Below are 22,566 nucleotides of genomic sequence, written 5' to 3'. Positions count from 1 at the left end.
GCCGATCAGGGCAACGGTCCGCCTGCGGCAATCGCCGACAATGTGGCGAACTCGTCCGCCTTGAGCGAAGCGCCACCGACCAGCGCGCCGTCGACGTCGGGCTGACCGACGATCTCGCCGACGTTCTTGGCGTTGACCGAACCGCCGTACAGCACGCGGACGCCCGCGGCGACCTCGGCCGACGCCAATTCCTTCAATTCCTCCCGAATGGCACCGCACACTTCCTGAGCGTCCGACGCCGAGGCCACGCGTCCCGTGCCGATGGCCCATACCGGCTCGTAGGCGATGACGACCTTGGCGATGTCGTCGGCCGAGAGCCCGTCGAGCGAACCGCGGAGCTGAGCCACGTTGTAGGCCACGTGCTCACCGGCCTCACGAATGTTCAGACCCTCGCCGATGCACACGATCGGTGTGAGCCCGTTCTTCAGGGCAGCCTTCGTCTTCGCCAGAACGACGGCATCGTCCTCGCTGTGCAACGTGCGTCGCTCGGAGTGGCCGACCACGACGAAGGTGCATCCCAGCTTGGCCAGCATCGACCCGCTGATCTCGCCCGTGAATGCGCCGCTGTCCTCGGCGGAGACGTCCTGCGCACCGTAGGTGAGCAGGAGCTTGTCGCCTTCGATCAGCGTCTGGACGCTGCGGATGTCGGTGAACGGCGGAATGACCGTGACGTCCACCTTGTCGAAGTACTTCTCGGGCAGCGAGAAGGCGATCTTCTGCACCAGCGAGATGGCCTCGAGGTGGTTGAGGTTCATCTTCCAGTTGCCCGCGATGAGCGGCTTACGTGCCATGCGTTACGCCTCCAGGACGGATAGACCGGGCAGCTGCTTGCCCTCGAGGTATTCGAGGGATGCACCGCCACCGGTGGAGATGTGCGAGAAGCCGTCATCGGGCAGCCCGAGGGTGCGTACCGCAGCCGCGGAATCACCGCCACCGACCACGCTGAACGCGCCCTTCTCGGTGGCTCCGATGATCGCCTCCGCGATGCCCTTGGTACCGGCCGAGAACTTGTCGAACTCGAAGACGCCTGCAGGTCCGTTCCAGAAGATCGTCTTAGCATTGGACAGCACGACGGCGAAACGACTGACCGAGTCCGGTCCGATGTCCAGACCCATCCAGCCGTCCGGAATTTCGGACGCCTTGACGGTCTTGGACTCGGCGTCCGCCGCGAACTTGTCTCCGACGACGATGTCGACAGGAAGATGGATCACGTCGCCGAAGCGCTCGAGCAGGTCCTTGCAGACCCCGATCTGATCCTCCTGCAACAGCGAGTTACCGACCGAATAACCCTGTGCGGCAAGGAAAGTGAACGCCATGCCGCCGCCGATGACGAGGGTGTCGACCTTGGGAGCCAACGCCTCGATGACGCCGAGCTTGTCCGAGACCTTGGAGCCGCCGAGCACCACCGCGTACGGACGAGCCGCATCCTCGGTCAGCTTGGCCAACACCTCGACCTCGGCCGCGACGAGTGTGCCCGCGTAATGCGGAAGCAGCTGCGCCACGTCGTAGACCGACGCCTGCTTGCGGTGCACGACGCCGAATCCGTCGGAGACGAATGCCGCATCGTCGCCGGCGAGAGCAACGAGCTCGCGAGCCAGAGCGGCACGCTCGGACTCGTCCTTGCTGGTCTCACGCGGATCGAAGCGGATGTTCTCGAGCAGCAGTACGTCGCCGTCGGTCAGGCCCTCGGCGCGTGCCTCGGCGTCCTGACCCACAACGTCTCCCGCGAGCTGGACGTGCCGGCCGAGCAGTTCGCCGAGCTTGGCAGCGACCGGAGCCAGACTGTACTTCGCATCGGGCTTGCCGTCGGGGCGACCGAGGTGAGCGGTGACGATGACCTTCGCTCCGGCTTCGACCAGTGCACGAAGGGTCGGAATCGACGCCTGGATGCGGCCGGGGTCGGTGATCGTGCCGTCCTCGAGCGGGACGTTGAAGTCCGATCGCACGAGGACGCCACGTCCTTCGACACCGGCATCGAGCAGATCCTGCAGTGTCTTGACAGCCATCGGTGTCAGAGGGACTTGCCGACGAGACCGATGAGGTCGGCGAGGCGGTTGGAGTAGCCCCACTCGTTGTCGTACCAGGAGACGATCTTCACCTGGTCGTCGATGACCTTGGTCAGCGGCGCGTCGAAGATCGACGAGTGCGGATCGGTCACGATGTCCGAGGACACGATGGGATCGGTGTTGTACTTCAGGATGCCCTTCAGCGGGCCCTCCGCGGCAGCCTTCATCGCGGCGTTGATGTCCTCGGCGCTGGCCTTCTTCTTCAGCAGAGCGGTCAGGTCGGTGACCGAGCCGGTGGGGATCGGCACCCGAAGTGCGTAGCCGTCGAGCTTGCCGAGCAGCTGCGGGAGAACAAGGCCGATGGCCTTGGCTGCACCGGTACCGGTGGGGACGACGTTGAGAGCTGCGGCACGTGCACGACGCAGATCGCTGTGCGGGCCGTCCTGCAGGTTCTGATCCTGCGTGTACGCGTGAATGGTCGTCATGAGACCCGAGACGATGCCGAACTCGTCGTCGAGAACCTTGGCAATGGGACCGAGGCAGTTGGTGGTGCACGACGCGTTGGAGATGATGTTCTGGCTGCCGTCGTACTTGTCGTCGTTGACGCCCATGACGATGGTGATGTCCTCGCCCTTGGCGGGCGCGGAGATGATGACCTTCTTGGCACCGGCGTCGATGTGACCCTGAGCCTTCGCAGCGTCGGTGAAGATGCCGGTGGACTCGACGACGACGTCGACACCCAGGTCACCCCACGGAAGTGCGGACGGTCCCTCACGCAGCGACAGAGCCTTGATCTTCTGGCCGCCGACGACGATGGTGTCTTCGCCTTCGAGCGAGACGTCGTGCGGCAAGCGGCCCAGGATCGAGTCGTACTTGAGCAGGTGTGCGAGCGATGCGTTGTCGGTCAGGTCGTTGACAGCAACGATTTCGATGTCGGTGGTACCGAGCGCCTTCTGCGCGTCGACAGCCCTGAAGAAGTTACGCCCGATGCGGCCGAAGCCGTTGACGCCTACCCGGATCGTCACTGTTCGCTCCTAAAAGTTGTGAAAACAGATGTCTGGTCGTGCCTGCATGCGGGGTGCCACACGCGGTTCCTACCCTAGTGTGCGCTCCGGCGGAGCGCGCGCATCACTCGATCGAGGCGCTCTACGCCTCGTCGAGCAGCTCTGCGGTGACCGCCGACTCGGTGTCGGGTATCCCGGTCTCCTTCGCTTTCCGATCGGCCATGGACAGCAGACGCCGGATCCGACCGGCCACCGCGTCCTTGGTCATCGGCGGATCGGCCAACTGACCGAGTTCCTCCAGTGAGGCCTGGCGGTGCTGGACCCGAAGCGATCCTGCCGCAGCGAGATGATCGGGTACGTCGTCGCCGAGAATGTGCAGAGCCCGCTCGACGCGAGCGGCGGCCGCAACCGCGGCTCGAGCGGACCGGCGCAGGTTGGCGTCGTCGAAGTTGGCCAGACGGTTGGCGGTGGCCCGCACCTCGCGGCGCATCCGGCGCTCCTCCCACACCAACCGGGTGTCCTGAGCGCCCATGCGCGTGAGCAACGCTCCGATTGCTTCGCCGTCTCGTACGACGACTCGATCGGTGCCGCGCACCTCACGTGCCTTGGCTGCCACGCCGAGGCGCCGAGCGGCACCGACGAGGGCGAGCGCCGCTTCGGGCCCGGGGCAGCTAATCTCGAGCGCGGACGACCGGCCCGGCTCGGTGAGCGAGCCGTGGGCGAGAAACGCGCCGCGCCACGCGGCCTCGGAGTCGCCGACCGTGCCGCCCACGACCTGAGCGGGCAGGCCACGCACGGGACGTCCACGGAGGTCGAGCAGCCCGGTCTGGCGGGCCAGAGCCTCACCGTCCTTGGCCACGCGCACCACGTACCGAGACGTCTTGCGCAGGCCTCCGGCACTGAGCATGTGGACATCCGAGGAGTAGCCGTACAGCTCGAAGATCTCGCGTCGCAGCCGCCGTGCGATGGAGCCGAGATCCACCTCGGCCTCCACCACCACTCGACCCGCGACGATGTGCAACCCGCCGGCGAAACGCAGCAGGGCGGACACCTCGGCCTTGCGGCAGCTGACCTGACTGACGGTGAGCCTGCTCAGCTCGTCCTTGACCTCCGCTGTCATGGCCACGAAGTGATCCCCTCTCTGCGCGCCGCTGTCGGTACCGAGCCGTCGGTGGACGACACGATGGCTCCGAGAGCAGCAGCCAGCTTTCCGTAATGATGTGCGTGAGTGCCGGTCTCGGCAACGTCGACGTAGACGACCCCAGCGCCGAGCCGGGCAGCGGCGCGCGCCACGTGCTCGCGGTTGCTGCCCTCCGGGACCGAGGCGGAATCGACCAACACGTGGTCGATTCCCAAATCAGGTGCGTGTTGGGAGAGTACGTGGACATGGCGCTCGGCGGAGAATCCGGTGGTCTCCCCCAGCTCCGGTGCCAGGTTGAGTACGAGCACCTTGGGCGCACTCGTGCGCGCCAATGCAGCGAGCTGATCCGGCACCAGAACGTGGGGAATGACACTCGAGAACCACGATCCTGGCCCGAGCACGACCAGGTCCGCCGCGGCGATGGCGGTCAGCGCCTCCGGCGTCGCAGGCGGATCCGGTGGCAACAGCCGCACGCGTCGAACCTTGCCGGGCGTCGTGGCGACGGCGACCTGACCACGAATGACGCGACTCACGCGTGGGTCGTCCTCGAGGCCGGATACATCGGCTTCGATGTCGAGCGCAATCGGTGACATCGGCAGCACTCGTCCGTCGATGCCGAGCATGTGCACCATCTCGTCGAGGGCAGCTATCGGGTCGCCGAGTACTTCGGTGAGCCCGGCGAGAACCAGATTTCCCACCGAGTGGCCGGCCAAGGCGCCGGTGCCCCCGAATCGGTGCTGAATGACGTCGGTCCACAGCTGGGTTCGGGCATCCGAGCGGGCCAGGGCAGCCAGCGCCATCCGGAGATCTCCGGGCGGGATGACGCCGAGTTCTGCCCGCAGACGACCCGAGGACCCGCCGTCGTCGGCGACCGTCACGACCGCAGTGACATCGCTGCTGAGCAGCCGAGCTGCCGACAACGTTGCGTACAAGCCGTGGCCGCCGCCCAGAGCGACGATCTTGGGACCCGAACCCGATACCGGACGGTGCGGAGTATCGCTCATTCGCGGCCCAGATCACGGTGCAGGACGCGGACCGATACGTCCCCCTGTTCGGCGAGAATACCGGCCAGGGCCTCCGTCATCGCGACGCTTCGGTGTTTTCCTCCGGTGCAGCCCACGGCCACCGTCATGTATCGCTTGCCTTCCCGCACGTATCCCTCGATGGTCAGATTCAACAGGTGCGTGTACGTCTGCAGGTAGTCGTGCGCCCCGTTCTGTCCGAGGACGTAGTCGCGCACATCCGCGTCCTGACCGGTGTGTTCGCGCAGTTCGGGCACCCAGTGGGGATTGGGCAGAAAACGCACGTCGCAGACCAGGTCGGCATCCATCGGTAGCCCGTACTTGAAGCCGAAGGACTGGACCGTCACGCCGACGCCGACAGTGTCGGAGGCCCCGAAGACCGTTTCGATCTTGCGCCGAAGCTGGTGCACCGACAACGAGGTCGTGTCGACAGTCAGGTCGGCGGCCGCCTTGACCTGCGCGAGCCGTAGACGCTCGGCGGTGATCCCCTCGGTCAGAGTTCCGTCCTGGCCGTCGTTCTGCAACGGGTGACTGCGCCGATTCGACTCGAACCGCTGGACCAGCACGGCGTCGGACGCATCCAGGAACAGCACGCGATTGCGCACACCCTTGGAGTCGAGTTCCTTGACCACCCAGCCCAGATCGCCGGTGAACAGGCGGCTGCGCACGTCCATCACCAAGGCGAGACGCTCGATACGGGGCTGCGACTCCAGCCCGAGATCGACCATCTTTGAAATGAGCTCGGGCGGCAGGTTGTCGGCCACGTACCAACCCAGATCTTCGAGAATCTTGGCGGCCGTGCGCAACCCGGCGCCGGACACGCCCGTGACCAACGCCACTTCGATGCCGTCGTGCGGCGAATCTGCCCGCTCTTCGGGGTTTCCGGGGTGCGGCTCGGACGGTGGGTGTGCCTGTGTCTGGTGTTCGCTCACTACGAAGCCTGTCCCGCCGATTCCACACGCGGTTCGATCGCATGGTCGGCCGTGTTCTCGCCCGGTGTCGTTGCCGTTGCGCTGCCATCATCGCCTACATCGGCCCCGCTCGGGTCGGAACCCAACGCGGCCAGCACCGACTTGGCGGTGGTCGCGCCGATTCCGGGGACCTCGACGATCTCTTCGACCGTTGCCTTCTTGAGATTGGCCACCGATCCGAAATGCGCCACCAGCGCGGTTCTCCTCGACTCGCCGAGCCCGCGCACCGAGTCGAGGGCCGACGCAGTCATACGGCGTGATCGCTTGCTTCGATGGAAGGTGATGGCAAATCGGTGCGCCTCGTCGCGTACTCGCTGCAGGAGATAGAGCGATTCACTCGTGCGCGGGAGGATCACCGGATCCTCCTCCCCCGGTACCCACACTTCTTCCAGTCGTTTGGCGAGCCCGACGACGGCGACGTCGGTGACACCGAGTTCGTCCAGCACTGCTGCCGCCGCTGCGACCTGTGGTGCACCGCCGTCGACGACGAACAGGTTGGGCGGATAAGCGAACCTGCGTGGCCTCCCGGTTTGGGGATCGAGCGCAGCTTCGGGAGCGAGATCGCCGCCGCTGCCGACAGCGTTGGCTCCGTCTGCAGAATGACGAAGGAAACGACGCCGGGTCACCTCGGCGATGCTGGCGACGTCGTCGGAATGCCCGTCGCCTGCCGCTTCCTTGATCGCGTAGTGGCGGTAGTCGCTCTTGCGCGGCAATCCGTCCTCGAACACGACCAGTGACGCGACCACATCGGTGCCCTGCACGTGCGAGATATCGATGCATTCGATTCTCAGCGGTGCCGAATCCAGATCGAGCGCCTCCTGAATACCTTGCAGCGCAGCAGATCTCGATGTGAAATCACCCGCACGCTTCAGCTTGTGCTGCTGCAGAGCCTCTTTGGCGTTGCGTTCGACGGTCTCGGCCAGTGCCTTCTTGTCGCCGCGCTGCGGAACCCGCAAAGTGACATTGGATCCACGCAACTCGCTGAGCCACACCTGCACTTCGTCGGCGTTGTCCGGTAACACCGGCACCAGTACCTCACGCGGAACCGCGTTGGACCCGCCGTCATCGCCGCCCGGGGTCTGCGCGGACAACGCAGCCTGTTCGCCGTAGAACTGGGTGAGGAACTGTTCGACGAGGGCGGGGAGGTCGGCCTCGTCCTGCCGTTCGATCACCTCACCCGCCTTCTCGACCACCCACCCGCGCTGTCCCCGTACGCGGCCACCGCGGACGTGGAAGACCTGAACGGCGGCTTCCAGGGCGTCGGTGGCGAACGCGACCAGATCTGCGTCGGTACCGTCACCGAGCACCACGGCCTGCTTCTCCAACGCCCGACGCAGCGCGCCCACGTCGTCACGTAACCGTGCTGCAGTCTCGAAGTCGAGATCTTCCGAGGCTGCCTGCATTTTCTTCTCGAGCTGTCGCACGAGTTTGTCGGTCTTGCCGGCCAGGAAGTCGCAGAAGTCCTCGACGGTACTGCGGTGTTCCTCGGCACTGACGCGTCCCACGCACGGTGCCGAGCACTTGTCGATGTACCCGAGCAGACAGGGTCGACCGATCTGGTTGTGCCGCTTGAAGACTCCGGTCGAGCACGTTCGTGCCGGGAACACGCGCAGCAGCAGGTCGAGCGTCTCGCGGATGGCCCAGGCATGAGCGTAGGGACCGAAGTAGCGCACGCCCTTACGGCGGGGTCCGCGGTACACGAACAGACGTGGGAATTCCTCGTTCATCGTCACCGCGAGCATCGGGTAGCTCTTGTCGTCGCGGTAGCGGACATTGAACCGTGGATCGAATTCCTTGATCCAGTTGTACTCGAGCTGCAGTGCCTCGACTTCGGTGGTGACCACCGTCCACTCCACGGACGCCGCGGTGGTGACCATCTGCCGGGTCCTCGGATGCAGCGAGGCCACGTCGGCGAAGTAGGAATTGAGGCGACTGCGCAGGCTCTTGGCCTTGCCTACGTAGACGACGCGACCGTGCGGATCGCGGAATTTGTACACGCCCGGTTCCACCGGGATGGTTCCGGTGGCCGGACGATAGGTAGCGGGGTCGGACACGCCTTCCACGTTAGCGGTCGGGTCCGACGTTCTCCGCATCTCCAGCTCAGCAGCGGTGCACGAGAGCGTGCGGCAGAGAGTCAGTCCTGATCGACGCGAGCGGGCGCGTACTCGCGCTCGAGCGCACGGAACTTTCGAACGGCCGCGACGGCGTGCTCACGATCGTTGGACTGGATGGCCATCACATTGATGAACTCGTCGTCGGGGATGTCGACCCTGGCCCACATCGCCCCGTCGGGAAATGACAGGCCGCGCACGAGGTCCCACTCGATCATCCGCTCCGAGAACACGTTTCGGACCGCCACACCTGCCGGACCGACGCGAATGCGCGGGCGGGTGAGCAGCAGAGCCAGGCCCGCCAGCAACACGCCTATTCCCGCCATCGCCAGCTGATCGGCGGTCCTGAAATAGACCCCGGTCGGCGACACCCGAAGCAGCACCGCGACAGTCGAGTGAGCGACGACGAGCAACACCGCGGCAGCGATCGCGTATCGGGCCGACTTACGGGACTTCACTTCCATGTCCCATTCGGACGGGGATTCGTCGCGCGTCATTGGAAGTCCTGATTCGTCCACGGCTGCCGGAGGTGCTTGAGGGTCAGGGCCGTGTCGATGGCGGCCGCGGTGGCCTGCCCACCCTTGTCCTCGAACGAGTCGGGCAGACCGGCGCGATCGAGCGCCTGCTGCTCGTCGTTGGTGGTGAGCACCCCGTTGGTGACCGGAGTGCCCTCGTCGAGCGATACCCGTGTCAGGCCGGCTGTGACGGCATCGCAGACGTACTCGAAGTGCGGTGTGCCGCCGCGGATGACCACGCCGAGAGCGACGACGGCATCGTGGGTGCGAGCCAGGGCCTGGGCGACGACGGGTAGTTCGATGGCTCCGGCGACGCGTATGACCGTGACGTCGCGTACCCCGGCGGACTCGGCTTTGCGGAGCGCACCGGCGAGCAGTGCCTCGGAGATCTTCCGATGCCACTGACCGGCCACGACAGCCAACTTCAGATCACTCGCGCCTGCCAGCTGAAGGGTGGGTTCGCCGTCGCCGCTCATGGGTTGACCCCGTTCTCGCGGGCAGGAGTGGAGCCTGCGGAATGACCGTTTTCGCCAGTGGGGTCATTTTGCTCGAAGTCGTCCAGGCCGACCAGGTCGTGGCCCATGCGGTCGCGTTTGGTGCGCAGGTAGGTCAGGTTCTCGGCGTTGGCGCGCAACGGCATCGGCACCCGCTCGGTGACGTGCAGGCCGTAGCCGTCGAGCCCGACTCGTTTGGCCGGATTGTTGGTGAGCAGGCGCATGGACGAGACCCCGAGGTCGACGAGGATCTGGGCGCCGATTCCGTAGTCGCGGGAGTCTGCGGGCAGACCGAGCTGCAGGTTGGCGTCGACGGTGTCCGAGCCTGCGTCCTGGAGTTGGTAGGCCTGGAGTTTGTGCAGCAGGCCGATTCCGCGTCCTTCGTGTCCTCGCATGTACAGCACGATTCCGCGATCCTCGGCCGCCACCATTTCGAGGGCGGCGTCGAGCTGTGGGCCGCAGTCGCAGCGCAGCGATCCGAAGACGTCGCCGGTGAGGCATTCGGAGTGCACCCGGACCAGCACGTCGCTGCCGTCGGCGTCGGGGCCGGAGATGTCGCCGCGCACCAGCGCGACGTGCTCGACCTCGTCGTAGATGCTCTGGTAACCGACGGCCCGGAAGGTGCCGTGGCTGGTGGGGATTCGCGCGTCGGCGACGCGGACGACGTGCTTCTCGTGCTTACGACGCCACGCGATCAGGTCGGCGATCGAGATCAGTGCGAGGTCGTGTTCGTCGGCGAACACCCGCAGCTCGTCGGTCTGCGCCATCGCTCCCTCGTCCTTCTGGCTGACGATCTCGCAGATGACTCCGGCGGGGCGGAGGTCGGCCATGCGGGCGAGGTCCACGGCCGCCTCGGTGTGCCCGGGGCGACGCAGTACGCCGCCTTCCTTGGCGCGCAACGGGACGACATGGCCGGGGCGGGTGAAGTCGTTCGCACCGGTGTCGGGGTCCGCGAGCAGGCGCATCGTGGCTGCTCGGTCGGAGGCGGAGATACCGGTTCCGATACCTTCTCGCGCGTCGACGGTGACGGTGTACGCCGTTCCGTGTTTGTCCTGGTTGGTGGCGAACATCGGCGGCAGGCCGAGTCGGTCGCAATCCTCACCGGACAACGGGACACAGAGGTAGCCCGAGGTATAGCGGACCATGAAGGCAACCAGTTCCGGGGTGGCCTTCTCGGCGGCGAAGATGAGGTCGCCTTCGTTCTCGCGGTCCTCGTCGTCGACGACCACCACTGCTTTGCCCGCAGCGATGTCCGCAACTGCGCGCTCGATACTGTCGAACCTGGTCACGAAAGTGCGCTCCATAGGTCTCGGGCCTGGCTCAGCGCCCTGGAAATGTCTCCGATGCACCGTTACCTGCGTGCACTTCAACAGTACTTACTGTGCGTCGATCGCCTGCAGCCGCTCCACGTACTTGGCGATGACGTCGACTTCGAGGTTGACCGGTGAACCCACCTCGGCCGTGCCGAGTGTGGTCAGGTCGAGGGTGGTGGGGATCAGCGAGATCTCGAACCAGTGCCCGCCGTCGTCGACTCCGAGCCCGGACACGGTGAGCGAGACACCGTCGACCGTGATGGATCCTTTCTCGACGACGTAGCGCGCTACCGACGTGGGCATCGTGATGCGCACGACGGTCCAGTTCTCGGACGGGCTGCGTCCGGCTACCGTGCCGGTTCCGTCGACGTGTCCTTGGACGAGGTGCCCGCCGAGCCTGCTACCGAGTGCCGCTGCGCGTTCGAGGTTGACGCGACTGCCGACATCCAGAGCGCCGAGGCTCGATCGGTTCAACGTCTCCTGCATGACGTCGGCGGTGAATCCGCCGTCGGGAAGTACTTCGACGACGGTCAGACACACTCCGTTCACCGCGATGGAATCCCCGTGGCCGGCATCGGAGGTCACCACCGGGCCCCGGACGGTGAAGCGAGCGGCGTCGGGCAGTTCGTCCTTGGCCACGATCTCGCCCAGCTCTTCGACGATTCCGGTGAACATCTACTTCGCTCCTTCGGGCACGACACTCAGAAGAACGTCGTTGCCGATCATGGTGATTGTCTCCGTGCGGAACCGAATTGCGTCGGCAATTGTTCCGATCCCCGCATTCTCCACCGCAGCCGGGCCGGTCCCCAACACCGCAGGTGCGATGTAGGCGACAACGCGGTCCACGAGACCGGCGGCGAGGAACGCGCCGGCCAGTGTCGGACCACCTTCTATCTGGATGTCGGTGTACTCGCTCAGCGCGTCGATCACCGCAGCCGGGTCGTGTGTGTCCAGAAACACCGTCGGTGCCTCCGGACCCCGGATCGCGGCGGTCGCCGGTACGGGCCTCGATCCGACGACAACTCGAACCGGCTGATGCGATGCCAGGGTGCCGTCGGGGCGACGGGCGGTCAGCCGTGGATCGTCGGCCAGTACGGTGCCGGTTCCGACGACGATGGCGTCGAGCTTGGCCCGCTCGACGTGTACGTGCGCCCGTGCCTCGGGTCCGGTGATCCACTGGCTCGTTCCGTCGGCAGCCGCGCTGCGTCCGTCGAGCGTCGCGGCGTACTTCCAGGTGACGTGCGGCCGGCCGGTGCGTTGTTTGTGCAGCCAGGCCCGCAGTGGCCCCTGCTGTACCTCGCGCGTCCCCACGCCCTGTTCGACGCGAATCCCGGCGTTCCGCAGTGCGTCTGCCCCGCCGGACGCGAGCGGGTTCGGATCCGCTACCGCGAACACGACCGACGCGACCCCGGCTGCGACGAGGGCCTGCGAGCACGGTCCGGTGCGGCCCGTGTGGTTGCACGGCTCGAGTGTCACCACCGCGGTGCCGCCGCGCGCACGGTCGCCGGCTTCGGTGAGTGCGACGATCTCGGCGTGCGGGCCGCCGGGTGGACGGGTGGAGCCGGTGCCCACGACGAGGCCGCGGGCGTCGAGGATCACGGCACCGACCGCGGGGTTGGGGCTACTGATGCCCCGAGCGGCCTCGGACGCCTCGACGGCCAGAGCCATCGCCTCGACGACCGACACGGCCGGGCCCGGGGCGTCGGTCACGACAGGTGGTGCGATGCGCGGGCGGCCCGGCCACGGAGATCACGCACTGCGGCGGCGGGATCGGCGGTGTTGTACACGGCCGAACCGGCCACGAAGCAATCGATGCCGGCCTCGGCGGCCTGCTCGATGGTGTCGGAGTTGATGCCGCCGTCGATCTCGACCACCAAGCGTAGATCTCCGGAATCGACAAGTGCCCGAACAGCTTTGGCTTTGGACAGTACTTCGGGCATGAACGACTGCCCGCCGAAACCGGGCTCCACACTCATCACCAGCAGAGTGTCGAAGTCGCGCAGAATCTCGAGGTAGGGCTCGATCGGGGTACCCGGCTTCACCGACAGGCCGGCTTTCGCACCGGCGGCCCTGATGTCGCGCGCCACGGCGCTGGGGTCATCCGTTGCTTCGGCGTGGAACGTGACGTTGTATGCCCCGGCCTCGGCATACGGCGGGGCCCAGCGCGCCGGATCCTCGATCATCAAGTGGCAATCGAGGGGAATGCTCGTTGCTTTGAGCAGACTCTCGACCACCGGTAGCCCGAGGGTGAGGTTGGGGACGAAGTGTGCGTCCATGACGTCGACGTGGAGCCAATCGGCCCCCGCGACGGCATCGGCTTCGGCGGCGAGGCGCGCGAAATCGGCGGACAGAATCGAGGGAGCGATCATCGGGGAAACCACGACTGGTGAGCCTAGTCGAGCCGGTATCGTGCCGACATGGCCACCATGGACTCCGCGAGCGCCGTCCTTGCCGAATTGCCCGAAGTCACCGAAAGCGTTCGGTACGGGAATCCCGCCTGGGGCATAGGCAAGCACGTGTTCGCGTGGGTACGACCGTTCAGCAAGGCCGACCTGAAACGATTCGGCGACGAGACCCCGCCCAGCGGACCGATCCTGGCCGTCAGGACTGCCGACCTGCACGAGAAGGAAGCCATCCTCACCGCACATCCGCGCTCGTGCTTCACGATCCCGCATTTCGACGGGTTCTCTGCCGTTCTGATCGACGTCGACAACGCCGAGGACGACGAACTGCGCGAACTCCTCGTCGACGGGTGGCTGGTGTACGCACCCGCAGACGTGGCCGAGGCGTTCCTGGCCGGAGGGTGATCAGACCGGCTTGCGCAGCGCCGCCATGAACATCGCGTCGGTACCGTGCCGATGCGGCCACAGTTGCACCGACGGGCCGTCACCCAGTTGCGGTACTCCCGGCACGAGCGCGCGGGTGTCGAGCTGTTCGACGCCGTACCGGCGTACGGCGTCGGCAACGACGGCCGCTGTCTCGGACAGATGCGGCGAGCACGTCGAGTACAGCACCACCCCGCCGGGCCGGACCAGATCGATCGCTGCCGCCAGCAATTCCTTCTGCAGGGTGACCAATGCCGCCACGTCGGACGGTTGCCGACGCCACCGCGCTTCGGGGCGACGACGCAGCGCTCCGAGACCGGTGCACGGCGCGTCGACGAGCACGCGGTCGTAACCCGCGTCGAGTCCGGACTCGCGGCCGTCGACGATGTGCACCGTCACCGGTAGGTCCTTGGTGGTCTTGGACACGAGGTCGGCGCGGTGCGGGGTCGGTTCGACGGCGTCGACCCGTGCGCCGTCGATCTCCGCCAGGGCACCGAGCAGGGCGGCCTTGCCGCCCGGACCGGCGCACAAGTCCAACCATCTGCCACCGTCGTCGCCGAGCAACGGTGCCAACGTCAGCGCGCGGCCGACGAGCTGACTGCCCTCGTCCTGAACTCCGGCCAGTCCGTCCCGGACGGCATCGAGCTTGCCGGGGTCGCCGCCGTCGAGGTGCACCGCGTACGGCGAATAGGGACCTTCCTCTCCCCCGGTGATCAGCGCCAATTCTTCGGCGGAAATCTCTCCCGCTCGCGCGACGAGGTGGACCGAGGGACGCGCGTCGTCCGCCTCGAGGACCGCGGCGAGTTCGCCGGCATCGGCTCCGAGCGCATCGGCGAAGGCCTGCGCAATCCACTTGGGATGGGCGTATTCGAATGCCAGGTGACCGACCGGATCCGCCGTCGTCGCCGGTGCCAGCTCGTCGACCCACTGCGCTGCGGTTCGCTCGGACACTCGTCGCAGCACGGCGTTGACGAAACCTGCCTTGCCGGAACCGAATTCGGAGCGGGCGAGATCCACCGACGTGGCGACGGCTGCGTGCGGGGCAACCCGGGTGCGCAGCAGCTGATAAGCCCCGAGCCGAAGGATGTCGAGCAGTGGTCCGTCGATCTCTGCGGCAGGCCGCCCGGCCGCGTGTGCGATCACGGCGTCGAGCACACCCCGAGCGCGTGATGCGCCGTAGGCGAGTTCGGTGGCCAGCGCGGCATCGCGAGAATCCAACTTGCGCTCGCGGAGCAACCCGGGCAGCACCAGGTTCGCGTATGCATCGCGCTCCCGAACCGCTTTGAGCACGTCTCTGGCCGCACGCCGTGCCGGATCGATCGCGTCGACCGCACGGGGTCCGGTGCCCTGCGGCGGCCGGTTCCCTTTGGGCCCACGTGCCCCCGGTGACTTCTTGACGTACTTGCGGGGCTGACTCGACTCGCGCTTACGAGGCCTGTCGGGCTCTGTCATCGTGCCACCGCCGTATCGTCCAGCCGAGCGCCGCGCGCCCAGTCGAGTGCCCTCATGACCTTCTTGCCCTGAGGTTGAATATCACCGAGAACGACTGCGCCGGTTCCGGTTCCGATGTGTACACCGGTCTTGCGTACGTCGATCGTTCCCGGCTCCAACGTGTCCGGCGACAGCTGAACAGGAGCGATCTTGACGCGGAGATCCCCGATGGTCGTCCACGCGCCCGGGGCCGGTGTGACGGATCTGATGTGTCGGTCGACGAATGCCGCGGATCTCGTCCAGTCGATGCGCGCGGAATCGACTGTCACTTTGCTCGCGTAGGACACACCGTCCTCGGATTGCGGTAGCGCTGCCGCCGTTCCGTCCTCGATCGCGTCCAACGTCGCGGCGAGCAAGTGGGCTCCGCTCGACGCCAGACGCCCGAGCAGATCACCCGTGGTGTCGGAATCCCGAATCCGTTCGGTGGTGACACCGAGTACCGGACCGGTGTCCATCCCGACGTCGAGAAGGAACGTCGATGCGCCTGTGACGTCGTCGCCCGCGGCGATCGCGGCCTGTACCGGTGCCGCGCCACGCCACGCGGGCAACAGTGAGAAGTGCAGATTGATCCAGCCGTACCGAGGTATGTCGAGTACCTGTTGCGGCAACAACGCGCCGTACGCAACGACCGGGCACACGTCGGGGGCGAGGTCGGTCAGCGCCGCCACGAACTCCGGGTCCGACGGCCTCGCGGGAGTGAGCACCGGGATGCCGTGCTCGTCCGCCAACACTCCGACGGGCGAGCGCACGGTCTTGCGTCCACGGCCGGCTGCGGCATCGGGCCGGGTGACCACGGCGATCACCTCGTGCCGTTCGGACTCCACCAGTCGCGCGAGTGACGGGACCGCGGGTTCCGGTGTTCCGGCGAAGACGACGCGCACTGAAGGCAACTCCCTGGGATGGACGAAACGATGTCGGTTGTCCATCCTAGGGAGTCACGGCAGCGTGCGACGATTCCGCACCGACGATCACGTCGCGTCGGTGCTGTCGGAACTGTCGGAAGCGTCCTCTGCGAGGATGCGATACAGCGATCGGCGTGCCTCGATGAGCACCTCGGCTGCCTGGTCGACCTGACGCACGGTTCCGACTCCGGCCACCTGACCGGCCGCTCCCATCAATTGTCCGATCAGTGCCCGAAGATCACGCGCATCGATGCCGACGGAATCGGCTACGTCGTCCCAAGGACTGCCGAGATCTGCTCGATGGTCGTCGACATGACGCCTGCCCTCGGCCGTCAGTGCTGCCGTCTTCCTGCCGGCCACCTTGTCGATCAGCACCAAGCCCTCGTCTTCGAGCTGCGACAGGGCCGGGTAGATCGATCCCGGGCTCGGCTTCCAGGTTCCGTTGCTCTTCTCGGCGATCTGCTGGATGAGTTCGTAACCGTGCATCGGCCGGTCCTCGAGCAGCAGGAGGATCGCAGCGCGGACATCGCCACGTCGGCCCCGACCGCCTCGGCCCCGACCACGACCGAAGTCGGCATTCGGCCCGAAACCACCGGGCCACATACCGTCACGCCCCCGCCCGACAGGACCTCCCCGACGTCTGCCGTGCTCGCTGTGACCTCTCCTTCCCCGACCTCTCTCGTGTCGTTCTCCGCCGTCTGGTTCTCCGTCTTCTGCCGGGCCGTGCTCGCCGTCCTGCGCAACCCACATCTGGAACGGCGCGCCACGTCGGCGCGGGTCTCCGTGTCGATTGCCTGCGAGTCCCATCCGGGGACCTCCGCGGCGTCCGAAGTCGTGTGCAAAGCCTTCGAATGCGTAGTTCATCTCGTTCTCCTTCGTATCGATTGAACAAGTCGACGATATATCGGCAATGCAACTTTGACAAGGCCCTGAGGTTGCCTCTCTATCTGGACGTAGGGAACGCGACAGGACAGAGAAACCCCCATCACCCGATCCGAATGGGATCGATCTGAATCCGTACGCCCGCGCCGAGCTTCTTGGCGCTTCGGGACGCCTGCGCAGTCGACAGCGCTCGCGCCAGCGCTGCTCCGGTGCTTCGCGGAACCCGGATCAGCAGCCGCTGCACGTCTCCGGACAACCCGTCCTCGCCGCTACCCGCAGGTGCGCGTTGACCGTCCGGGAGATCGACGGGACCCAGTACCTCGACCGTCTCGGGTAGATCTGCACTGTCGACCAACGCTGTTATCGCGTCGGTGGTCCCGTCGATCGCCGCCACGTGAACGGCCGGTGGAAACCGAACCTCGACTCGTTCGTCCAGCTGACTGCGCGCGTGCCACAGCGGATCCCAGCGCACCAGGGCCTGGACGGTGGGGATCTCGGACTCGGCCACCACGACCACACGTCCCCCAGCCGCCCCGGGCCGAACCATCGCCGCAGCCGTCATCCAGCGGCGCAGTGTCTCCTCTGCCGCACGCAGATCCGCCCGGCCCAGCAGAGCCCAACCGTCGAGCAGCAGCGCGGCGCCGTATCCGCCGTCCACGGTCGGCTCGGCACCGACGGTCGACACCACGAGCGAACCACCGGGGCGCACGGTATCGAGGACGGTGGCCCCACCGGAGTTGTGTATCGGCACGCCAGGGAAGGCGCGGCCGAGCTCCTCGGCCGTGCGTCCCGCTCCGATCACCACGGCGCGCAGGTTGCGAGACCCGCAGACCGTGCAGCGGTGTGCGGCATCGGCGATTCCGCACCAGGAACACGTCGGGCTGCCCGCGCCGTCGCTGCCCGGAGCCGAGGGCAGGGCGAGCGGACCGTTGCAGCGTCGACACCGAGCCGGATGGCGGCACTTCGCACACGCCAGCGACGGAACATAACCGGCGCGTGGAACCTGAACCAGCACAGGGGTATCCGCTTTCAGCGCCGCACGTGCGGCCTCGAAAGCGATCGCCGGTAGCCGCGCGACCCGGGCTGCCGGATCCCGAGCGAGCGCGTGGTCCGAGTCGGCCAGCGCGACCACGTGAGGTTGCCGTTCACGCACCAGCTCACGTGGGGCGACCAGGTCGTGGGCCCAGCCGGAATCGACGAGAGCCTCGGCCTCGGCCGTCCGGGAATGTCCGCCGACGACGACCGCGGCTCCCGACACGTGCGCGCGGAGCAACGCCACCTCACGTGCATGCGGATACGGTGAGCGTGGTTCGGCGAAACTGTCGTCGCCGTCGTCCCAGATCGCGATCAGGCCGAGGTTCGACACGGGCGCGAACACCGCACTGCGTGTCCCTACCACGACAACGGGGCCCGACCTCAGACAGCGCAACCACTGCCGGTACCGCTTGGCCGGTCCCAAACCGGCCGACAGCGCCACCACACGGTCGGCCCCGACTGCCGCGGCGCATGCACCCTCCAGGCGATCGAGATCCCGTTGGTCGGGCACCACGACCACTGCGGACCGTCCGCTCCCCACGGTGACGGCAGCCAATTCGGCCAATCGAGCGGGCCACACCTCGCCGGGTAGGGCCTGCCACACCGCACGCGGAACACGGTGCTCGCCAAGGGCATCGAGGAAATTGGAGCCATGGGTATACGCCGCCCAGCCCGTGCGATCGACGACCGGCTCTGCTGCCTCGTCGACGACCGGAGGGGGCTCTGCCTCGACCCGTGCGTGGCGAGCCGGAACCGCCAGACGCAGCACATCCGCTCGCGTTCCTGCGTAGCGATCGGCCACCGCCGACACCAACTCGGCGATCTCGGGAGTCAGTACGCGCTCGGCGGACACGACCCGGTCCAGCCAGCCGAGACGACCGGGATGGTCGGTCTCGGCCAGCCTGGCGAGTACGAACCCGTCGACGAGCCGGCCGGCAAAACGAACGCGTACCCGCACACCGGGCTGGGCATCGTCGCTGACGTCCTCGGGAACGAGGTAATCGAACTCGCGGTCGAGGTGCGGCAGCGGAAGCATCGGAAGAATGCGCGCGATCGGCAGATCGGTTGCCGCTACCGGCGTCACACCAGCCACCGCACCTCCTTCTCGATCGTCACCCCACACTCGTCGTGGGAGCACCGAGCCGGTGCGAACAGGGTACGTGCGGCAGCATCGCTGCCGGAGTGGAGGGACCTACAGGCCTGCCGCATCCCGGAGCTTGTCGGCGCGATCGGTGGATTCCCACGGAAGATCGATGTCGGTACGTCCGAAGTGACCGTACGCGGCCGTCTGCGCGTAGATCGGGCGCAGCAGGTCGAGGTCGCGGATGATGGCACCGGGACGGAGGTCGAAGACCTCGCTGATCGCCGCCTGAATACGCGCGGGATCGGTCTTCTCGGTGCCGAACGTCTCGACGAACAGACCGACCGGTGCTGCCTTGCCGATCGCATAGGCCACCTGCACCTCGATGCGGTCGGCCAGACCGGCTGCGACCGCATTCTTGGCGACCCACCGCATTGCGTATGCGGCGCTGCGGTCGACCTTCGACGGGTCCTTGCCCGAGAATGCTCCGCCGCCGTGCCGAGCCATGCCGCCGTACGTGTCGACGATGATCTTTCGGCCGGTCAGACCGGCGTCTCCCATCGGACCACCGAGCACGAACTTTCCGGTGGGATTGACCAGCAACCGGACGTTCGAGGTGTCGAGAGTCGGTACGTCCAGCTCTGCAAGTACCGAGCCCAGAACCTTCTCGCGGATGTCGGGAGTGAGCAGGTTGTCGAGGTCGATGTCTGCTGCATGCTGGGTCGAGATCACGACGGTATCGAGACGAACAGCGTCGTCCCCGTCGTACTCGATGGTGACCTGAGTCTTGCCGTCCGGACGCAGATACGGCAGCACACCGCTCTTGCGAACCTCGGTCAGTCTCCGAGAAAGCCTGTGTGCCAACGCAATCGGCAGCGGCATGAACTCGGGTGTATCGGTGTTGGCGTAGCCGAACATCAATCCTTGGTCGCCGGCACCCTGACGGTCGATCTCGTCGTCGGACAATCCCTCGACGCGGGCCTCGTGCGAATGGTCGACGCCCTGCGCGATCTCGGGTGACTGCGCGCCGATGGCGACGTTCACACCACAGGAGTTTCCGTCGAATCCCTTGGCGGACGAGTCGTACCCGATTTCGAGCACCTTCTCGCGCACGATCTTCGGGATGTCCGCGTAGGCGGTGGTGTTCACCTCACCTGCGACGTGGACCTGGCCCGTGGTGACGAGCGTCTCCACCGCCACTCGGGCTCGCGGATCCTCGGTGAGAAGAGCGTCGAGGATGGAATCGCTGATGGCGTCACAGATCTTGTCTGGATGACCTTCTGTAACGGACTCGCTGGTGAAAAGCCGACTACCGGACTTGCTCACGGACTTCCTCTCGACGCATGTTCTTGCCCGACCCGACGGCTGATGCCGGCCGAGCACTCCACGAAAATTGATGTTCCCTCGGTGTTATCGCCCCTGTGGGAGCCACGCAAACCTTTACGGCGCTGTCGCCCTGGTACCCAGAACGCTAGCTGCTACGACATCGATCGTGCACCCTCGGCATCAGCGGGTATCCGAAGTGGGCCGCGTATCGCGGGAACGAAGCATCTGGGCGACCGAATCCAACACCCTGCTGGCGAGCAGAGCTTTCGAGCCCTCCCCCAGCGCCGCCTCGGAGCCGTCGGATCCCAACAACCAGCCGTCGTTGTGGTCGACCTCGAAGGCCTTGCCGTCACCCACCGCATTGACGACGAGCAGATCGCAGCCTTTGCGTTCGAGCTTGGCTCGCGCGTAGGTGAGCACGTCACCGTCGGCGTCGCCCGTCTCGGCGGCGAATCCAACGATCACCGTCGACGACCGGACGTCTCCGCTGTGCCGAGCCGACACGAGACCGGCGAGGATGTCGTCGTTGCGGACCAGAGGGATCGACGACGGTTCGTTCGAGCCCTTCTTGATCTTGCTGCTCGCGATGGACTCGGGTCTGAAGTCGGCGACCGCAGCCGCCATCACCACTGCGTCGACGTCGGTCGCATGCGAGCGCACCGCGTCCTGCATATCGGACGCGGTCTTCACGTGGACCACATCGACCGCCGCGGGCGCCTCGAGGTCGCTGGTGTACCCGGCGATCAAGGTCACGTGGGCACCGCGCTGGGCTGCGACGCGAGCCAACGCGTACCCCTGCTTGCCGGAACTCCGATTCCCCAGAAAACGAACGGGATCGAGGGGTTCCCGCGTACCACCGGCCGAGATCAGAATTCGCCGTCCCTCGAGATCGCGCGGCATCGCGTCCGCACGTTCGGTCAGCAGCATGGCGAGAGCGAAGATCTCCTCGGGCTCGGGTAGTCGGCCCGAACCGGTGTCGCGTCCGGTCAACCGGCCGGATGCAGGCTCGATCACCTGGGTACCGCGCGATCGGAGCGTGGTGACGTTCGCGACGGTGGCCGGGTGTTCCCACATCTCCGTGTGCATGGCCGGGGCCAACACGACGGGGCACCGAGCGGTCAGCAACGTCGCAGTGAGCAGATCGTCCGCCCGCCCGCCCGCGATTCGAGCCATCAGGTCGGCGGTGGCCGGCGCGACGACGACGAGATCCGCTTCCTGCCCCAGCCGGACGTGCGGCACCTCGGGCACATCGGCGAACACGCCGGTGTGCACCGGCTGGCCGGACAATGCCTCGAATGTTGCGCGGCCGACGAATTCGAGCGCCGACGCAGTCGGAATCACTCGAACCTGATGGCCGTTCTCGGTGAATTTTCGAATGAGCGCACAACTCTTGTAGGCGGCGATACCGCCGCCTACTCCGACGACCACATGCACGTCAGGTGTCCCCTGTCGGGTTCTTATTCGCCTTCGGTGTGCTCGAGGAGGTCTGCGTGAATCTCGCGAAGCGCGATGGACAGCGGCTTTTCCTGCAGACCGGGCTCGACCAGCGGTCCCACGTATTCGAGGATGCCGTCACCGAGCTGGTTGTAGTAGTCGTTGATCTGGCGTGCACGCTTGGCCGCGTAAATGACGAGGGCGTACTTCGACGAGGTGCGCGCGAGCAATTCGTCGATGGGTGGATTGGTGATGCCGAGCGGCGTGTCGTAGGCCGGCAGAGCGCTGCGTCCGTCGAAGTCGGAAACGGCCGCTGAAGTGCTGCTCACTGATGATCTCCTGAAATTGCATCGTTGGTGCTACGAACTAGCTGGTCGGGGCCTCGTGCGCCGTGAAAATGGTCAGCTGTTACCGACCGACGACCTACCGACCAACAAGGATACCAACTGTTCGCACGAATGGTCGACATCGGTATTGACAACGACCGTGTCGAACTCGTCCTGTGCCGCCAATTCCACCCTTGCCGTTTCCAACCGGCGCTCGGTGGCGGCGCTCTCCTCCGTCGCTCGACCGACCAGACGAGAGACCAGGTCTTCCCACGTCGGCGGTGCCATGAACACCAGCAGAGCTTCCGGCTTGGACACCCGAACGGCACGCGCACCGGCCAGATCGAGCTCGAGCAGCACCGGGCTGCCGGCCTCCAGAGCGGCGTCCACCGCGGCCGCAGGAGTTCCCGACCGCTGCAGGCCGCCGTGGATACTCGCCCACTCCAACAACTCGCCGTCGGCGATCATCCGGTCGAACTCCTCGGCCGACACGAAGTGGTAGTCCTGACCGTCCACCTCGCCAGGCCGCGGCGATCGCGTCGTGACCGACACACTGAAGACCAGCTCCGGTAGCGCCGCGCGCACGAGCCGAACGACACTGGACTTGCCGACGCCGGAAGGGCCGGACAGCACCACCAACCGGCCCCGCTTCTTCTCCGGCACGGACGTCGCCGCAGTGTCACTCAC

23 protein-coding genes are annotated in these 22,566 nt (G+C 66.4%); 2 read left to right on the top strand and 21 right to left on the bottom strand.

Going from position 1 to position 22,566, the window contains the following annotated elements:
• Nucleotides 1-5 precede the first annotated feature (5 nt).
• The 13 genes from tpiA to rpe all read right to left on the bottom strand — a co-directional run bounded on the left by tpiA (nt 6) and on the right by rpe (nt 12,958).
• Nucleotides 6-791, bottom strand: coding sequence for a triose-phosphate isomerase (gene tpiA / locus CH262_RS08800; RefSeq protein ID WP_027497007.1), 786 nt, complete (start codon nt 789-791; stop codon nt 6-8).
• A 3-nt stretch (nt 792-794) separates the two neighbouring features.
• Nucleotides 795-2,006, bottom strand: a complete 1,212-nt coding sequence (locus CH262_RS08795; RefSeq protein ID WP_027497006.1) for a phosphoglycerate kinase — start codon at nt 2,004-2,006, stop codon at nt 795-797.
• 5 nt (nt 2,007-2,011) lie between these two features.
• On the bottom strand, nt 2,012-3,031 hold the full coding sequence (gap, locus tag CH262_RS08790) for a type I glyceraldehyde-3-phosphate dehydrogenase (protein ID WP_008716538.1): 1,020 nt from the start codon (nt 3,029-3,031) through the stop codon (nt 2,012-2,014).
• A gap of 121 nt (nt 3,032-3,152) precedes the next feature.
• A complete protein-coding gene (whiA, locus tag CH262_RS08785) occupies nt 3,153-4,136 on the bottom strand; it encodes a DNA-binding protein WhiA (protein ID WP_027497005.1) in 984 nt (327 codons plus the stop codon).
• Complete coding sequence (locus tag CH262_RS08780; RefSeq protein WP_094717458.1) at nt 4,127-5,155, bottom strand: gluconeogenesis factor YvcK family protein; 1,029 nt, start codon at nt 5,153-5,155, stop codon at nt 4,127-4,129. Before CH262_RS08780 ends, whiA begins: the two co-directional genes overlap by 10 nt.
• A complete protein-coding gene (rapZ, locus tag CH262_RS08775) occupies nt 5,152-6,018 on the bottom strand; it encodes an RNase adapter RapZ (protein ID WP_032365838.1) in 867 nt (288 codons plus the stop codon). Before rapZ ends, CH262_RS08780 begins: the two co-directional genes overlap by 4 nt.
• An 86-nt stretch (nt 6,019-6,104) precedes the next feature.
• A complete protein-coding gene (gene uvrC, locus CH262_RS08770) occupies nt 6,105-8,198 on the bottom strand; it encodes an excinuclease ABC subunit UvrC (protein WP_048318514.1) in 2,094 nt (697 codons plus the stop codon).
• Nucleotides 8,199-8,278: 80 nt separating this feature from the next.
• The gene (locus CH262_RS08765) at nt 8,279-8,752 is read right to left on the bottom strand and encodes a PH domain-containing protein (RefSeq protein ID WP_027497001.1); all 474 of its coding nucleotides are present in this window, start codon (nt 8,750-8,752) and stop codon (nt 8,279-8,281) included.
• Complete coding sequence (gene ribH, locus CH262_RS08760; protein WP_094717457.1) at nt 8,749-9,246, bottom strand: 6,7-dimethyl-8-ribityllumazine synthase; 498 nt, start codon at nt 9,244-9,246, stop codon at nt 8,749-8,751. Before ribH ends, CH262_RS08765 begins: the two co-directional genes overlap by 4 nt.
• On the bottom strand, nt 9,243-10,553 hold the full coding sequence (locus CH262_RS08755) for a bifunctional 3,4-dihydroxy-2-butanone-4-phosphate synthase/GTP cyclohydrolase II (RefSeq protein ID WP_045841912.1): 1,311 nt from the start codon (nt 10,551-10,553) through the stop codon (nt 9,243-9,245). Before CH262_RS08755 ends, ribH begins: the two co-directional genes overlap by 4 nt.
• Before the next feature lie 87 nt (nt 10,554-10,640).
• The gene (locus CH262_RS08750) at nt 10,641-11,252 is read right to left on the bottom strand and encodes a riboflavin synthase (protein ID WP_027496999.1); all 612 of its coding nucleotides are present in this window, start codon (nt 11,250-11,252) and stop codon (nt 10,641-10,643) included.
• Entirely contained in the window at nt 11,253-12,245 is a 993-nt protein-coding gene (ribD, locus tag CH262_RS08745) for a bifunctional diaminohydroxyphosphoribosylaminopyrimidine deaminase/5-amino-6-(5-phosphoribosylamino)uracil reductase RibD (protein ID WP_094717533.1), read from the bottom strand.
• A gap of 38 nt (nt 12,246-12,283) precedes the next feature.
• Entirely contained in the window at nt 12,284-12,958 is a 675-nt protein-coding gene (gene rpe, locus CH262_RS08740; RefSeq protein ID WP_032365752.1) for a ribulose-phosphate 3-epimerase, read from the bottom strand.
• 36 nt (nt 12,959-12,994) lie between these two features.
• Between rpe and CH262_RS08735 the strand changes: the two genes are divergently transcribed.
• Entirely contained in the window at nt 12,995-13,384 is a 390-nt protein-coding gene (locus CH262_RS08735) for an MmcQ/YjbR family DNA-binding protein (protein WP_094717456.1), read from the top strand.
• On the opposite strand, the gene CH262_RS08730 is transcribed toward CH262_RS08735, so the two are convergent.
• The 3 genes from CH262_RS08730 to CH262_RS28410 all read right to left on the bottom strand — a co-directional run bounded on the left by CH262_RS08730 (nt 13,385) and on the right by CH262_RS28410 (nt 16,281).
• A complete protein-coding gene (locus CH262_RS08730; protein WP_094717455.1) occupies nt 13,385-14,854 on the bottom strand; it encodes an RsmB/NOP family class I SAM-dependent RNA methyltransferase in 1,470 nt (489 codons plus the stop codon).
• On the bottom strand, nt 14,851-15,774 hold the full coding sequence (gene fmt, locus CH262_RS08725; protein WP_094717454.1) for a methionyl-tRNA formyltransferase: 924 nt from the start codon (nt 15,772-15,774) through the stop codon (nt 14,851-14,853). The genes CH262_RS08730 and fmt overlap by 4 nt, the downstream gene beginning before the upstream one ends.
• Before the next feature lie 87 nt (nt 15,775-15,861).
• A complete protein-coding gene (locus tag CH262_RS28410; protein ID WP_032365748.1) occupies nt 15,862-16,281 on the bottom strand; it encodes a PadR family transcriptional regulator in 420 nt (139 codons plus the stop codon).
• Here CH262_RS28410 and CH262_RS28405 point away from each other — a divergent pair.
• Entirely contained in the window at nt 16,276-16,683 is a 408-nt protein-coding gene (locus CH262_RS28405; protein ID WP_373453771.1) for a hypothetical protein, read from the top strand. The two genes, CH262_RS28410 and CH262_RS28405, sit on opposite strands and share 6 nt — an antisense overlap.
• Before the next feature lie 97 nt (nt 16,684-16,780).
• Here the strand turns inward: CH262_RS28405 and CH262_RS08710 are convergent, their stop codons facing one another.
• From CH262_RS08710 to gmk, 5 genes are all read right to left on the bottom strand, one after another.
• Nucleotides 16,781-18,748: a primosomal protein N' gene (locus CH262_RS08710; RefSeq protein ID WP_179274958.1), complete on the bottom strand. Its 1,968-nt coding sequence runs from the start codon at nt 18,746-18,748 to the stop codon at nt 16,781-16,783.
• A 156-nt stretch (nt 18,749-18,904) separates the two neighbouring features.
• Nucleotides 18,905-20,119 (bottom strand): methionine adenosyltransferase, encoded by a 1,215-nt coding sequence (gene metK / locus CH262_RS08705; protein WP_032365746.1) that lies wholly within the window; start codon nt 20,117-20,119, stop codon nt 18,905-18,907.
• Between the two features lie 180 nt (nt 20,120-20,299).
• Entirely contained in the window at nt 20,300-21,553 is a 1,254-nt protein-coding gene (gene coaBC, locus CH262_RS08700; protein ID WP_027496989.1) for a bifunctional phosphopantothenoylcysteine decarboxylase/phosphopantothenate--cysteine ligase CoaBC, read from the bottom strand.
• Between the two features lie 23 nt (nt 21,554-21,576).
• Nucleotides 21,577-21,882, bottom strand: coding sequence for a DNA-directed RNA polymerase subunit omega (gene rpoZ / locus CH262_RS08695; RefSeq protein WP_008716576.1), 306 nt, complete (start codon nt 21,880-21,882; stop codon nt 21,577-21,579).
• A 72-nt stretch (nt 21,883-21,954) separates the two neighbouring features.
• Nucleotides 21,955-22,566, bottom strand: a complete 612-nt coding sequence (gmk, locus tag CH262_RS08690; protein WP_032365744.1) for a guanylate kinase — start codon at nt 22,564-22,566, stop codon at nt 21,955-21,957.

It is taken from the genome of Rhodococcus sp. 05-2255-1e, from assembly GCF_002259025.1.
Taxonomy (GTDB): domain Bacteria; phylum Actinomycetota; class Actinomycetes; order Mycobacteriales; family Mycobacteriaceae; genus Rhodococcoides; species Rhodococcoides fascians.
Note: the sequence above shows the minus strand (reverse complement) of the source record. Positions and strands in the feature narration are given on the sequence as shown.

Coding starts and splice junctions, on each gene's coding strand:
- CH262_RS08730 (WP_094717455.1), bottom strand. CDS start 14,854: ATGACAGAGCCCGACAGGCCTCGTAAGCGCGAGTCGAGTCAGCCCCGC.
- CH262_RS08735 (WP_094717456.1), top strand. CDS start 12,995: ATGGCCACCATGGACTCCGCGAGCGCCGTCCTTGCCGAATTGCCCGAA.
- CH262_RS08710 (WP_179274958.1), bottom strand. CDS start 18,748: ATGCTTCCGCTGCCGCACCTCGACCGCGAGTTCGATTACCTCGTTCCC.
- tpiA (WP_027497007.1), bottom strand. CDS start 791: ATGGCACGTAAGCCGCTCATCGCGGGCAACTGGAAGATGAACCTCAAC.
- CH262_RS08780 (WP_094717458.1), bottom strand. CDS start 5,155: ATGAGCGATACTCCGCACCGTCCGGTATCGGGTTCGGGTCCCAAGATC.
- CH262_RS08750 (WP_027496999.1), bottom strand. CDS start 11,252: ATGTTCACCGGAATCGTCGAAGAGCTGGGCGAGATCGTGGCCAAGGAC.
- ribD (WP_094717533.1), bottom strand. CDS start 12,245: ATGGCTCTGGCCGTCGAGGCGTCCGAGGCCGCTCGGGGCATCAGTAGC.
- CH262_RS08765 (WP_027497001.1), bottom strand. CDS start 8,752: ATGACGCGCGACGAATCCCCGTCCGAATGGGACATGGAAGTGAAGTCC.
- CH262_RS08795 (WP_027497006.1), bottom strand. CDS start 2,006: ATGGCTGTCAAGACACTGCAGGATCTGCTCGATGCCGGTGTCGAAGGA.
- ribH (WP_094717457.1), bottom strand. CDS start 9,246: ATGAGCGGCGACGGCGAACCCACCCTTCAGCTGGCAGGCGCGAGTGAT.
- CH262_RS28410 (WP_032365748.1), bottom strand. CDS start 16,281: ATGCACGGTTACGAACTCATCCAGCAGATCGCCGAGAAGAGCAACGGA.